The organism is Roseivirga sp. UBA838 (assembly GCF_002296035.1).
GTDB classification, from domain to species: domain Bacteria; phylum Bacteroidota; class Bacteroidia; order Cytophagales; family Cyclobacteriaceae; genus Roseivirga; species Roseivirga thermotolerans.
Window position 1 is genome coordinate 47,265 of record NZ_DBHC01000039.1, and the last position, 14,462, is coordinate 61,726.

General features: G+C 41.5%; 8 protein-coding genes. 4 read left to right on the plus strand and 4 right to left on the minus strand.

The genetic code is table 11. The features are described 5' to 3' along the window. Nucleotides 1-39: 39 nt before the first annotated feature. The 4 genes from B3O12_RS14030 to B3O12_RS14045 all read right to left on the minus strand — a co-directional run bounded on the left by B3O12_RS14030 (nt 40) and on the right by B3O12_RS14045 (nt 4,044). Entirely contained in the window at nt 40-624 is a 585-nt protein-coding gene (locus B3O12_RS14030; protein ID WP_286756731.1) for a hypothetical protein, read from the minus strand. 20 nt (nt 625-644) lie between these two features. Then, nucleotides 645-1,982 (minus strand): sensor histidine kinase, encoded by a 1,338-nt coding sequence (locus B3O12_RS14035; RefSeq protein WP_286756732.1) that lies wholly within the window; start codon nt 1,980-1,982, stop codon nt 645-647. Further along, the gene (locus B3O12_RS14040) at nt 1,972-3,348 is read right to left on the minus strand and encodes a sigma-54-dependent transcriptional regulator (RefSeq protein ID WP_286756733.1); all 1,377 of its coding nucleotides are present in this window, start codon (nt 3,346-3,348) and stop codon (nt 1,972-1,974) included. The genes B3O12_RS14035 and B3O12_RS14040 overlap by 11 nt, the downstream gene beginning before the upstream one ends. Nucleotides 3,349-3,672: 324 nt before the next feature. Further along, nucleotides 3,673-4,044: an endonuclease domain-containing protein gene (locus B3O12_RS14045; protein ID WP_286756734.1), complete on the minus strand. Its 372-nt coding sequence runs from the start codon at nt 4,042-4,044 to the stop codon at nt 3,673-3,675. Between the two features lie 530 nt (nt 4,045-4,574). Here B3O12_RS14045 and B3O12_RS14050 point away from each other — a divergent pair. The 4 genes from B3O12_RS14050 (at nt 4,575) to B3O12_RS14065 (ending at nt 14,408) form a co-directional block, all read left to right on the plus strand. Further along, nucleotides 4,575-6,938, plus strand: a complete 2,364-nt coding sequence (locus tag B3O12_RS14050) for an ABC transporter permease (RefSeq protein WP_286756736.1) — start codon at nt 4,575-4,577, stop codon at nt 6,936-6,938. A 79-nt stretch (nt 6,939-7,017) separates the two neighbouring features. Beyond that, nucleotides 7,018-9,408, plus strand: coding sequence for an FtsX-like permease family protein (locus B3O12_RS14055; protein ID WP_286756738.1), 2,391 nt, complete (start codon nt 7,018-7,020; stop codon nt 9,406-9,408). Between the two features lie 136 nt (nt 9,409-9,544). Then, complete coding sequence (locus B3O12_RS14060) at nt 9,545-11,911, plus strand: ABC transporter permease (RefSeq protein WP_286756739.1); 2,367 nt, start codon at nt 9,545-9,547, stop codon at nt 11,909-11,911. A gap of 82 nt (nt 11,912-11,993) precedes the next feature. Then, nucleotides 11,994-14,408, plus strand: a complete 2,415-nt coding sequence (locus B3O12_RS14065; RefSeq protein ID WP_286756741.1) for an ABC transporter permease — start codon at nt 11,994-11,996, stop codon at nt 14,406-14,408. Nucleotides 14,409-14,462: the final 54 nt, after the last annotated feature.

The window sequence follows — 14,462 nt, forward strand, 5'->3', positions numbered from 1 at the left end:
TTGGGACATCTCTCTACCGTGTTATTTTGTTCATTTTGATTAACCTATTTGGTATTCATTAAGGTCGGTAACGAATAACTTCAAAATATCACCTCGTTTGAGGTCTTTATTTTTATGTCCAATATCTCTTCTAATTTCAAACAACAAATCCTCTAATAGCACTAGAACTTCCAGACTCTCTAGCGTTGAATGTTTATGCATTTTGGAATACTCAGCTGAAAGTTTTTTCCACTTTACATAAGCTTTAAGAGATCTATCTGATAGCCATAAAGTGGATTTCTTGTTCATTGACCAAAAGTCCTTTTGCAGATCCTCGGAATTTAACTTGGCATCATTGCTTGCTGTTTCAAATACCTTGAAAATAAAGTTAATGAACTCTTGATAAGTAGGCAGTTTCTGTTCCCTTATTTGGCGCTCAATCTCTTTCTTCTTCTCAAAATATCTAGTTATGTAATACCCTATAATTGTGACAAGGCCAGCAATAACAGTCGCTAATATGTTTGTATCAATTCGCTCAAAGTTTCTTGCAAGAAAGACACCCCCCTTATAGACCATTAGAAATGAAAATAGAAGAATGAGTATGGCCAGAATAAGACCTATAATTTGTGTGTATTTGGAATTCATGAGATTGTTGAATAAGTATTTTAAAAACTAAGTATAAATATAGCACCTTTTCCAATCTCACTTTCTACTCTTAGGTCACCACCATGGAGCTGCATGATTTGTTTGGATAGACTTAGCCCAATACCTGAACCACGCTTTTTGGTGGAGTAGAAGGGCATGAAAATCTTCTCTTTGGCTTCATCGGTAATGCCCGGGCCATTGTCCTGAATTGAGACAGTGGTTTTGCCGTCACGGAAGTCAACTTTTACCTCAACTTTTCCATCTGGCTGATTTTCAATGGCTTCTCTGGCATTCTTAATCAGGTTGATGAGCACTTGTTCAATTAACTGGTCGTCTAAGGAGACGATGGTTTCGCGCTTGAGAGTTTTCAATACCAATTGACCCTCAGTGAACTCATTTCTCATCAAAGCCACAGAGCTTTCCACCACTCTGTTAATGTCGCGCTTTTGGAGATTGGGTTCCGGTAGGTTCGTATAGTCGCGATAGGCATTGATAAAGTTGATGAGCCCATCAGATCGACCTGATATGGTGCGCAGACCTTCTTCAAGATCGTCCAGGCTATCATCAGAAATGAGGTTGGCATTGGGGGAGCGTTGTACATCTTCGGCTATCACTTCCTTCAGGGTGGAGGTGAGGGATGAAATAGGCGCAATGGAGTTCATAATCTCATGCCGCAACACTTTGGTAAGGTTCTGCCAGGCTTCTAACTCACGCGATTGAAGTTCAGCCTTAATGTCTTGGAAGGCTAACAATCGAAATGATTCATTGCTCAATTTGTATCGCGTAATAAACACCGCCAACTCGCTGCCATTCTTGGTCTTATAAATAATTCTTGAATGACTGCCCAGTTCCTTCAAAATCTCCCTGATTTCTGGATAAGAACGGTTGATGGAGACATTTCGGTCATTATTGAGGTTAAGCAGGTTCAGGGCTGATCGGTTAATGAACTTCACCTTGTTTTCCTCATCGATGGACACTATGCCCGAGGCTATGTTTTCAACCACTACTTGTAATTCCTGAAAGAACTCCTCACGTTTCTGGCGTTCCAGCAAAATGGCATCAATCACCTCTTTGAAAGCCATATTGAGCTCCTTGAAAGTCTTTCCCAGCTTATTATCATGGGTGAAGCTCATGTTGAAGTCGTTGTACTTGATGGCATCGAAAAAGCGCCTGAGCTTCTTGTTGGTACTTTCTATGTAGTTGAAGAGCTCAAAGACTTCGAAGATGATCAGGAAGCCGGTTACCACAGTGGTCACGTACTTCTCATCGAAGAATATCAGGTAAACAAAGGCCGAAACGGTGATGAATAGAATAATCACTCGCAGTAGCACAAATAAGCGGAAACGGTTAAAGCCCATACTTCTCTAGTCTTCGGTACAAAGATGAACGTGTAAGTCCCAGTTCCTGAGCGGCATGGGTAATGTTTCCGTTGTGTTTGGCCAAAACCTTACGGATCAGAATTCGCTCTACATCTTCCAGATTATACTGCTCCAGGTTGATTTCACTCTGGTCTTTTGGCTGATTTGAAGAATTAAAGAAGAAGTCTTCCGGCTGCAGAATGTTGTCTCTGCTCATAATTACAGCCCTTTCTACAGCATGTTGAAGCTCACGCACATTGCCCGGCCAGTGATACTTTTCCAGTCGCTTTATTGTGGCCTCCGAGAACTTATAAATGTCCTTGTTGTACTTCTTAGCAAACTGCTCCAAGTAATGCTCTGCCAGTAGGCGAATATCTTCATGTCGCTCTTTTAGTGATGGCAAGGTTACTTCAATAGTGTTGATTCGGTACAATAAATCTTGCCTGAACTCTCCCTTTTGCACCATTTCATAAAGCGGCATGTTGGTGGCGCAGATCAAGCGAATGTCTACATCCAGCACCTTATTCGAACCAACTCGTGAAATGCGCTTATTCTGCAAGGCTGTCAATAGTTTGGCCTGTAGCGCAGGAGAGAGGTTGCCGATTTCATCGAGGAAAAGGGTTCCGCCATTGGCCACCTCAAAGCGTCCTGCACGATCGGTTTTGGCATCGGTAAAAGCACCGCGTACATGCCCAAATAACTCCGATTCGAAGAGGGTCTCGGTGATAGCACCTAAATCTACAGTCACAAAAGGCTTGTCTGCTCTATTGGAGTTTCGGTGAATTGCACGGGCTATCAGTTCTTTTCCGGTTCCGTTTTCACCTAAAACCAGTACGTTGGCATCGGTTCCGGCTACTCGATCAATGGTATCAAACACCTTGATCATCGCTTGAGATTGACCGATAATATCTTTGAACTTATGATCTAACTCTTCTCTCATAAGTTCCTGTTGGTCTTTGAGTTGCTGAACTTCTGCTTTGGATGACCTAAGCTTGATTGCCGAGAGCATGGTAGCCAGCAGCTTCTCATTTTCCCAAGGCTTCATCACAAAGTCTGTAGCTCCAGCTTTAATGGCTCTAACAGCCATATCTACTGAGCCAAAAGCAGTGATCAATACCACCACAGCAGAGGGATCAATCTCCAGAATTTTATCCAGCCAATGAAAGCCTTCCTGACCCGAATTTACATCCTGCGTGAAGTTCATATCCAGCAGAATCACATCGTACGATTCATTCTTGAGCAGGTCAGGAATTAGGGTGGGGTCCTTCTCCAGATCAATCTGCCCGAAATGGCGTTTCAGGAAAATACGAGCTGCTTTGAGCAGGTCTTCGTTGTCGTCTATAATGAGTATGCGTCCTGTTTTCATGTTTGAGTTTCTGTGCTTTTAATCCTTATAACTCTCTTTTCAAAAGGTAAATTACTAGCAGATAAACATCTATGGAATTGATCGGAATGATGTTTGCAAGGATACTCCTCCTTGGCGAAGGAGGTTGGGATGATTGACCTAAAAGTAGTCTCTAATCCCCCAGCCCCCTTTTCAAAAAGGGGGAAGGTTTGTGCTAGAATCTTGTTTCTCATCTGTAGCGGCTTTTGTGGTTCACCATGTTTTTATAATGTCTTTAAGTTATGTACTCCCGTTTTTCCCTTTGGCGAAGTCTGCCTGCAAAGGCAAGGGGTGGGGGGATTGGCTCTATTTGTTTCTATCTAAAATCTCTTTTGGCACAAATCTCTTCAGGTAATGATAGACCGCAGTTACATCATCTATTACCAACTTTTCAGGTATTCTAATCACCTGATATCCAAGTTCCTTCAGTCTATTGTCTCGAATTTCATCTTCTCTTGTAATTTGATCGTGATATTTTCCATCCAATTCAATGATCAATTTCAATTCCCGACAGATAAAGTCGACTATATAGTTTTCGATAATGAATTGCCTGTTGAATTGAAGTCTATAAAAACCTTTGCCTCTGAGAACGTATTTCCAGAGTATTGTTTCACCTGGTGTCGACTCATTTCTGAGTCTTCTGGCGTTTTGTTTTAAGTGTTTATTGTAGGTGTTCATAATGTGTTTATCATTTCTAATCCCCCTGGCCCCCCTTTTCAAAAAGGGGGAGTGTTTGTGCTAGAATCGTGTATTTCATCTATTTCGACTTTAGCAGTTCTAAACTTTTTTAAGTTCTGGCCTTTTACCATTGCTTGATTAACCGTCATTCCCGTGAAAACGGGAATCCCTATCTGGCCTTTAGGTTTTAATAGAGATTCCCGCCTGCGCGGGAATAACGTTCTAGTAAAATTCTTTCCCCTAAATCCCCTAAAGGGGACTTGGCCTTCGATGAAACTAGTCTTTATCCCCAACTTCTGCCTTTACCAGCGGGCAGGCTTTAGGTTTAAGGTAAAAGCTGGACAAATCAACCCACCTCCAACAATATACACAAATACTACCGTCCGTCAGCGGACGGTAAAGTTCGCTAGCGAATAGTGTTGAATAGCTGAGGTGTGTTTATTTACTGAAAATCAATTAGTTAAGTTTGGCATATTGCTTGGAAAGAAGTTGACGGGTATGAGCCCAACGGTCAAAATACTTCAACAATTATGTTTAAAAACTACCTCAAGACGGCCAGCCGCTATCTTCTCAAAAACAAAGGTTATACCTTCATCAATGTATTTGGCTTGTCCATTGGGCTTGCTGCCTTTATTCTCCTAAGCTTGTTCGTAAAAGTTGAGTTTAGCTATGATGAGCACCTAAGCCAAAAAGATTTGATTTATCAGGTGTACCTTAAAGATACTACTAACAAGACACCTCGATTTGCCATGCAAACTATGGCCCCCGTTGGCCCATTAATGGTAGAACAGGTTCCTGAAATTGTTGAAAGTACCCGCTTTGGTTCCATGAGTAAGAAAGTGCTTAAAATGAACAATCAGCGCTTTTTGACAGACGGTCTTCGATACACAGATCCTGAAACACTGAATTTCTTCGATCTCACCCCGGCAGAGGGTTCAGGTAGTTTGAGATTGGAAAAATCCGATATCATACTCGCAGAAAGTGAAGCGATTAAAGTTTATGGCTCTGTTCGGTCCGCTATTGGTCAAACGATTGAGATTGTAGGGCTGAAATCCTTTCAAGTTGCTGGTATTTTTAAGGACTTACCAGATAATACACATGTTAGTTTTAAATATCTCATCTCCTTCGAAAACGCTAATGATGCTTTCTTTTCAGGAATCAACTTTGTTATGCAAAAGACGATTTTTGATTGGGGTGTGGTTTCTGCCTTCCCCTTGTATGTAAAGCTAAATTCAGCGGATTTAGACTTAGAAGCCATTGAGCAAAAAATGAATGAAGCTCTCCAGCCTCATCAAGAGAACCATGTAGCTAAGCTTCTACCGGTTACTGAAGTGTATTTTTCAGAATTGAATCGTGGTTACTTCGGAAAGAAGGGAGAAAAAGATAAGGTCCAACTTTATCTAATCATTGCCATTGTTATTCTCAGTGTAGCCATTATCAACTATATGAACCTGGCCACAGCACGCTATTCCAAACGATCGAGGGAAGTGGGTATTCGCAAGACCGTTGGTGGGCATAAAATGCAATTGGCAAGACAGTTTTTGACAGAGTCATTCGTCATAACTTTCGTAGGATTAATCTTGGCCATATGTATTGTAGAGATATGTTCGCCTGCCCTGAGCAATTTTGTAGGCAAATCCATAGGGATAGATTATAGTACCTATCAAACCTATTTGGTACTAATTCTCATTGTAGTTTTAGTAAGCTTTCTGGCAGGAATTTATCCGGCATCATTCCTTTCCCGATTCAATGCCATAGAGGTTCTATCAGGAAGGGCAACCGGTGGTAAAAAGGGGTCTAAATTCAGAACTGCCCTAGTCGGTTTTCAGGTTTTCATTTGTCTCGGTCTCATCTCTGTTACCATGATAGTCTTACAACAGTTCAAATACATGTCGAATTTGGATTTAGGATTTGATCATGATCAAATAGTGGGTGTCTCTATGGCCGACAAAGGGATAGCCGAAAATTATGAGACATTCAAAAATGAACTGCTTAAAAATGCGTCTATTGAGTCTGTAACAGGAGCTTCTTTTTCTGTTTTTGATGGCAGTGCAAGTTTTTTTATGACACCGGAAGGAATGGAAGAGGATGTTCCTATAACTTTTATGAATGTTGAGCGAAATTTTGTTCAGCAATTAGGAATTACCATTGACGATGGCTCCGATTTTCCTAAGGAAGGAGAATTAAATACCAGGGAAATTCTCATCAATCGAACCGCACAAGAAAAGTTTGGTTGGGATTCATCCATAGGTAAAACAATAGGTGAGTATAAGGTCTTAGGACAAGTTGAAGACTTCATTTATGGCTCGGCCAGGGAAACCATTAAACCCTTAATGATTGTGCCTTCTAAAAGTGGCTTTACCTATGCTTATGTGAAGATTTCTGGTGGAAATGTAAGGGCGGCTATGGATCATCTGCAAGCCACCTTTGAAAGCATGGCTAGTGACTATCCTTTTGATTATAACTTTCTGGACGATGTTTTTGCAAAGAAGTACGAGCAGGAGGAGAAGCTTTCCAGAGTGTTTTCAACCTTCACCATACTGGCCATAATTGTTGCCGGGCTGGGAATTTTGGGACTGTCTATTTTCATTGCCGAATCGCGCATCAAAGAAGTGGGCATCAGGAAAATACTTGGAGCCAACATCGGCCAGCTCATTTGGCTATTGAACAGTGGCATTACCAAACTAATTCTCCTTGTAGCCTTAATCACTCTGCCTTTGGTTTATCATTTTATGTCTGAATGGCTCGATGGTTTTGTCTACAATATTTCCATTAGTGTATTTACCATGCTCACTCCGCTAATCGCTTTGATTGCAGTGGTGTGGACAATACTCATATTTCAGTCACTAAAATCGGCAAACGCAAACCCGGTAAACGCACTGAGAACGGAATAAAAGGGTCGGTTCAAAGTGCTAAGTTCCAAGTGCAATGCGGCTTGACTTAAACTTTGAACATTAAACATAAAACTGAAAAATGCTCAAAAACTATATCAACATAGCACTTAGGTCGCTCAAAAGACAAAAGAGCTACTCCATCATCAACATTGCAGGACTCTCTGTAGGCATAATGGCCTGTATTATCATTATGCTTTATGTGAAGGCCGAAGCTTCTTATGAACGCTTCTATCCTGAATCTGAGAAAATATACAGGCTGAGCAGCGTGTTTACTACCAACGGAAACAGAGAAGATTTGGCGGTTACTCCGGCCAGAATTACAGCTATTTCAGACCAAAATTTTCCTGAAATCGAAGAAATCACTTTCGTTTATGATTGGTCAATTGGCCGTGAGCTGTTAGTGGAACATGGTGAAAATCGGTTCATTGAGTCGGAGGTATACTTTGCCGACACCAGTTATTTCAAAGTGTTTCAACATATGTTTTTAGAGGGCAATGCGGCTACCGCTCTAGACGATCCTAATGCTTTGGTAATGACAGAGTCTACCGCCTTGAAGTATTTTGGCCGAACAACCGATGTGGTTGGCACCACTCTAAAAATCAATAATCAAGACGCTATAATTACAGGGGTTATCCAGGATTTTCAGGGCAATACCTCACTGCATTTCGACCTGGTCATGTCTATGTCTACCGTGGGCGAACCGCCCTCTAACCGATGGTTTCCCATGAACTACTTCACCTATGTGAAAGTAGCTGATGAAAGTGCAGCACAAGCCTATTTGAATAAATTGAATACATATATCGATGATGAAGTAGGGGAGTCGTTCAGGGCGGCAGGTATTGAAATGGCCTTTGACATTCAGCCCATTACAGAAATGCACTTTGATACTGCCAAAGGGAGCGACTACCCGGAAAAAATTTCCAGAAACCTACTGTACTCATTGGTGGCTATAGCCTTGTTCATTTTGCTGATCGCCTGTATCAACTATATCAATCTTAGCACTGCTAAATCGGAAAAAAGGGCCAAAGAAGTAGGGGTAAGAAAAGTTTTGGGAGCCTATAGAGCCCAACTTATTTGGCAGTTTTATGGCGAAACCTTTCTGATTACCCTTTTTGCCGTGATTATTGGTGTGGTAATGGCCGAGTTACTCTTGCCTTTTTTCAACACCATGGCGGGCACCAGTCTGAGTATTGATTTACTAGGCGATAATTACTTCATCCCAAGTCTTTTGGCCATTGTTCTGTTAGTTAGCCTTATTTCAGGAAGTTACCCGGCCAGTTTTCTCTCTTCGTTTCAGCCTTCCAAAGTATTGAAAAGCACTTTCAGCCAGAAAGGGGGCAATACCTTTAGAAGGGTGCTGGTCACTATTCAGTTTTGCGTCAGTGTGTTTCTCATCACAGGAACATTGATTATCTACAATCAACTTCAATTTGTTCAGAGCAAAGAGATAGGCTACGACCAGAGTCAGTTGGTTTACATGCAGCTTTCCGATACTCCTGCGCGCAATGCCTACAATTCGCTTAAAAATGGTTTTAAAGCCATTACAGGAGTAGAAAATGTATCGGGCTCTAATAACCTTATTACCAATGTGGTTTCCGGATGGGGTGCTGTACTCGAAGGCAGACCAGCCGATTTTCAGGTTTCCTTTAGAGGCATGAATGGTGACCTTGACTTTTTAGAAACTTTTGGTCTAAAGCTTTTGAGTGGTGAATCATTTCAGTCCAGGTCTGATTGGGATTCTACCGTATACTACCTGGTCAATAAAACGGGTATAGATGCCCTGGGACTGACTCAGGAAAATGCCATAGGTAAGAAGTTTGGACTTGATGAAAGCATGATGGGCACCATAGTAGGGGTGGTCGAAGATTTTCACCTCGCCAGCTTACATCAGAAAATAGAGCCACTAGCTGTTTTTACCGGGCCTCAACGATTTAAGAGCCTTATGTATGCCCGTGTAAACATGGAGCGTATAGAGCAGGTAAAAGCAGAAATGGCCGAGGTTTGGTCTGAGCTTGTACCACACCGTCCCTTCGACCTGAAGTTTGTAGATGATTCTGTGCGATCACTGTATGAGAAGGATAAACAGCTGGGGGAAATAGTATTGTCTTTTACTTCTCTAGCCATTGTAATAGGCTGTTTGGGGCTGTTTGGGCTGGCTTCATATCTGGCTGAAAAACGCACTAAAGAAATTGGTATAAGAAAAGTATTGGGAGCAGATGTGAGCAAGATTGTTATGCTTCTTTCACAGGAATATCTCAAGATTGTTTTAATCGCCAATGTTATAGGCTGGCCTTTGGCTTACTATTTCATGGATAAATGGCTGAATGGATTTGCCTATAGAATTGATATCGGCTGGTATTTCTTTGCCATTTCAGGTCTGGCAACCGTTATGGTGGCTTTAATTACTGTGTCCTACCAGTCTATTAAAGCGGCTATTTCCAATCCTATTAAGGCTTTGAGGTATGAGTAGTTTGGTTCAATGTTTAAGGTTTAATGTTCATTGTTGAACCAACATGAAACATAAAACTTAGAACATAAAACTTTAAACACCCCATGTACTGAGGAATAATTGGAAAATACATTAATGAAAACTAGCAGCGGAAGTAATGAATAAACTTACACAATTCCTTAAAAGTGGCATCAAGTCGTTGAAAAGAGAGCGCTACTATGCACTGCTCAACATTCTTGGGCTTGGTTTAGGTATTTTCTGTTTTCTGCTCACTTCGCTCTATGTAAAGGATGAGTTGACCCACGATAAGTGGCATAAGAATGCAGAGAATATCTATAAGCCGCAAAGAACTCTCGAAACCCCAACCGGTTCTATGACTCTGCAGCCTGCTTTTCCCTTGGGAGAGGCTTTGGTTAAAGAAAGTCCAGGCGTTAAGGAGGCTGTTAACATAAGCTATTCACAGATTGCAAAGTATACTGTGAAGGGAGAGGAGTTTGATACAAAACTGCTACATAACACCACCGGCTCTTTGTTCAAAATATTTGATTTTGATTTAGCGATTGGCGATCCCCAAAAAGCACTTTCTGTGCCCGATGGAGTCGTTATTTCTCATGAATTAGCTGAAAGGCATTTCAGAAATGAAAACCCAATGGGCGAAATCATCGAAATTGAGAATCATGGAAATTACCGTGTCACTGGAGTACTTAAGCCAATACCGGGAAACTCACATCTTCAGTTTGACCTCCTTATTCCAATCGATTTTACTAAGGGTCATTATGTGAATATCGAAGGTAATTGGCGCTTTGGTATGGGGGTGCAATATCTATTGGTTGAAGAAGGGTATGACCTGGAAAAACTCGAGGAAGAGGCCAGTGAAATTATGAGAAAAAATACTGGAGATGATGTGGCATTAACTTTTTCGTTTGGCAAATTCAGTGAGCTTTACCTATCTGGGGAAACCTCCAGACCAATAGGAGGAATGTTTGGTGGTCAGGAAAAATACATCGTAATCTTCAGTGTGGTTGGAACCCTTATGTTGTTGGTAGCTTCATTCAATTACATCAACCTCACAACTTCCAGGTCGTTTGCCAGGGCCAAGGATTTTGCCATCAGAAAGGTTGTTGGTGCTTCCAGAAGCAGATTGGTTGCCAATCAATTAGGAGAAACTTTTTTCGTTGCACTATTGGCTCTCACAGTGGCAATTATAGGCATTGAACTCGTTTTGCCCGGATTTAATGAGCTAATTGATAAAAGACTTTCATTAGATATTGTTTCAGACCCTTCTGCTTTAGCACTTCTCATTGGAGTTCTTCTTCTAGTAGTTGTCATTTCTGGTTTATACCCAGCACTGATGGGTAGTCGGTTTCATCTTTCCAGAATTCTTAAGGGTAACCTCCCTAATTCAAAGGGATCGATAGTGAGAAAAGCCTTGATTGTTATTCAATTTACCATTTGCACCGGAGTATTGGCGAGCGCACTAATCATTCGTTTTCAGGCTAATCATATGATCAATATGGATTTAGGGTATAATTCTCAAAACATTCTCAGTATTGAAATGAGGACAGGTGGGATGTATAATAACCGAGAGGTATTTCGAAATGAGCTAGCCAGATCTACAGCAATTGAAATGGTTTCTGCAGGACCAATTCCCAAGACTAGCAGCGTAATGATTATAGAGCTTGGCGAAGGAGAAAACAGAAGAAACGAAATTTTTACAATTGGGAATGCGGAAAAGAACTTTCTAGAAATAGCAGGACTTGAGCTGTTGGCTGGTGATACCTTCTTATCCCTTCCGGAAGCTAGTTTGAATAATGGTGTGATAATTAATAAAACTGCAGTAGAGGCTCTCGGATTCTCCCCGAAAGAAGCCATTGGAGAGAAAATTAAAGGTACAGATTTAAGGATTGTGGGAGTGGTTAAAGACTTTCATATCAGTGCTACCAAGTCTAAAATAAAGCCATTGATGATAAGTTATAAGCCTGATCAGGTATTTAATACTTTGCTGAGGTATAAGGCTGGAGATCAGGAGAAGGTTATCGCCTATGCAGAATCTGTTTGGAAGGATTTAGGAGCGAGTGAACCAATGGGTTATGATATCATAGAAAACTACTTTGATGATGCTTTCAAAAGTGAAGAAGCTCTGATTTCTATTTTCAATGGATTGACCATTATGCTGATTACTGTTGCCGGACTTGGGCTTTTTGCTCTGGCGGTCTTCGAGAGTCAGATTCGGGAGAAAGAGCTGTGTATCCGAAAAGTGCTGGGAGCCGGCTTATGGGATTTGTTAAAGAACCTAAATCTACGCTTTGTATTGCTTATTGCATTGGCCATGGTTATTGCCGTTCCGGTAACGCAATATCTGATTAAAGGCTGGCTCGAGGGCTTCCCATATCGCATTAATTCAACCAATCTTTACTTTGTTCTATCCTCTGGTGTTGTACTGCTGTTGGCTGTAGCCATGCTTACCCTTCAGGGAGTGAATAGTGTGAGAAAAAACCCGGCTGAAGTACTTAGAAATGAATAAAAACCAGTTCAAAGTTCAATGTTTTAAGTTCCAAGTTGGGGCATCTAACCACGAGCTATGAACCTTAAATAATGAACGAGTTATGCTAAAAAACTACCTGAAAATCGCTATCAGAAACCTCAGTAAGCACAAAGGGTACTCTTTCATAAACATTTTTGGCCTGGCTGTGGGCATTTGTTGCTGCCTGCTCATTTTTCTCTATGTGAAAGATGAACTGACTTACGATAGATTTCAATCAAAGGCCAACCGTATTTACCGAATAAACTCTGTGATCGACTGGTTCGGCAATAAAGATACCATGGGGGCCACTAACAGGGTAGAAGCCTTCGAGTATACCCAGCGCATACCAGAAATAGTAGACTTTACGAGGTTTTCTTCTGCCACTATTGTGGTTCAGAAAAATGAGGAATGGGTGCAAGAATATGGCTCGTTTTATACAGACCCCGGTACATTCCGCATATTCGACTTTAGGGTGTTGGATGGCTCTTTAGAAGAGGCACTCTCCAACATCAACTCTGTGGTGATTAATCGGACTATGGCCGAGAAGTATTTTGGCTCGGTAAAGGTGGCTGGCAGACAACTAAACATTAAACTGGAAGGAAATGTAGAGAAGTACGTGATTGATGCCGTTTTTGAAGACTTACCTCACAATAGTTCTTTATATGGACAGGCCTATTTTTCATGGCAGAAGTTTGAGCGAGTTCGTCCACTCAGAAACCCGACAAGGGCATGGTCAAATATTGGCTATACTTCGGTGGTCCTATTAGATAAGGAAAATGTCGACATTCAGCTTCTTGAGCAAAAATTAAAAGAAGTTCGGCTTACACTAAACCCCGATGAAAAAGAAGGTGAATGGGCAAGAAACATAGATAGTAAGCTTCAGGCTTTTACCTCCATTCATCTCGATAAGGAAATCTCCAGCTCGGCAGGATTGAGAAGTTCCAGCAACCCCACCTATTCTTACATACTATCAGGCATTGGTTTTCTAATTTTGCTACTGGCCTGCATCAATTTTGCCAACCTATCAGTAGCACGTTCAATACCACGCGCCAAAGAAATTGGTATTCGAAAAGTACTGGGCGCGCGCAAAAAGCAAGTGGCCTGGCAATTTTTAGGAGAGGCCTTGTACATATCTATCATAGCCTTTGTTCTGGGACTCATTCTGGCCGAACTTTTCTTACCCACCTTTAGCCAATTAACCAATAAATCATTCTCTTCAGGCATTATTCAAGATGCCTATCTTGTATTGGCCTGCCTGGGAGTAGTTGCATTAAGTGCTTTGTTGGCAGGGGCTTATCCAGCCTTTGTGGTGGCACGTTTTCAGATACTTAAAAGCCTGAGTGGAAAAGTTAAGCTGCAAGGGCGTCAATACCTTACCAAAGGACTTGTGCTCTTTCAGTTTGCTATAGCAGCTATTCTGGTTATTGGCACCCTGGCCATGAATAGGCAGATTTCCTTTCTGCTGAATACGGATTTGGGCTATGAAGATAAAAATATGGCTGTAATGCAGTTGGGTGGTAATCGGTCGCAGGCCGGTGTGATAATGTCCGAGCTTTTAAAGAACCCAAATATTTCTATGACCTCATATTCCGATGGCTTTGGATCGGCCACTTCGTTGGGTTATAACAATAAAGAATTTTTCTCGGCCTACACAGAAGTGGATACCAATTTCATTCATCTGATGGACCTTGATCTGGTAGCTGGAAGAAACCTGAAACCCTTGCGCGATGTGTACCCTAAAGGGACAGATACATTGACCAACCTAATTGTGACCGAAAACTTTATTGAAAAAGCAGGAATAGAAGGTGACGCTGTAGGCACATTTTTAACTGGGGGCGGGGGTGATGATGCCAAAGATCAGTACAGGATTGTTGGAGTGGTAAAGGACTTCATTTATTCTTCTGCCAAGAATGGAGTATCTCCTGTAGTAATGATTGCCGGCAACCCCGACAATGGAGACTTTGGGTCTATTAGCATGCGCTACCAACCGGAATACAGTACTCAATTAGAGGCAACACTAAACGAAATATGGAGAAAGGTTGATCCTTACACCCCTTTGCAATTCTTCTTTCAGGAAGAAATTAACCGAAATAGTTATGGAGAAGAAAAACGTTGGAAATCGATAATTACAACAGCATCAGTAATTGCCATCATTATTTCTTGTCTTGGCCTTTTCGGAATGGCCCATCTTTCTGCTCAACAACGACAAAAAGAAATAGGGGTACGAAAAGTACTAGGAGCTACTGTAGGTCAGTTAGTCTACATGCTTAACCTCAGTTTTACCAAACTGGTGCTTTTGGCTTCACTAGTGGCTATACCTGTAGCTTATTATTTTCTGGATGATTGGTTGTCGAATTTTGCGTTTCGAATAAACCTGGGGGCTTTGTTGTTTTTAGCGCCTACACTGCTTACTCTGTCCATAGCCTTACTAACGGTAACGGTGCAATCGTTCAGGACAGCTAGTGCCAACCCTGTAGACTCATTGAGAGATGAATAGAATAGATCAGTTCAAAGTTCCATGTTTTAGGTTCATAGAGTACCGTACCATCAT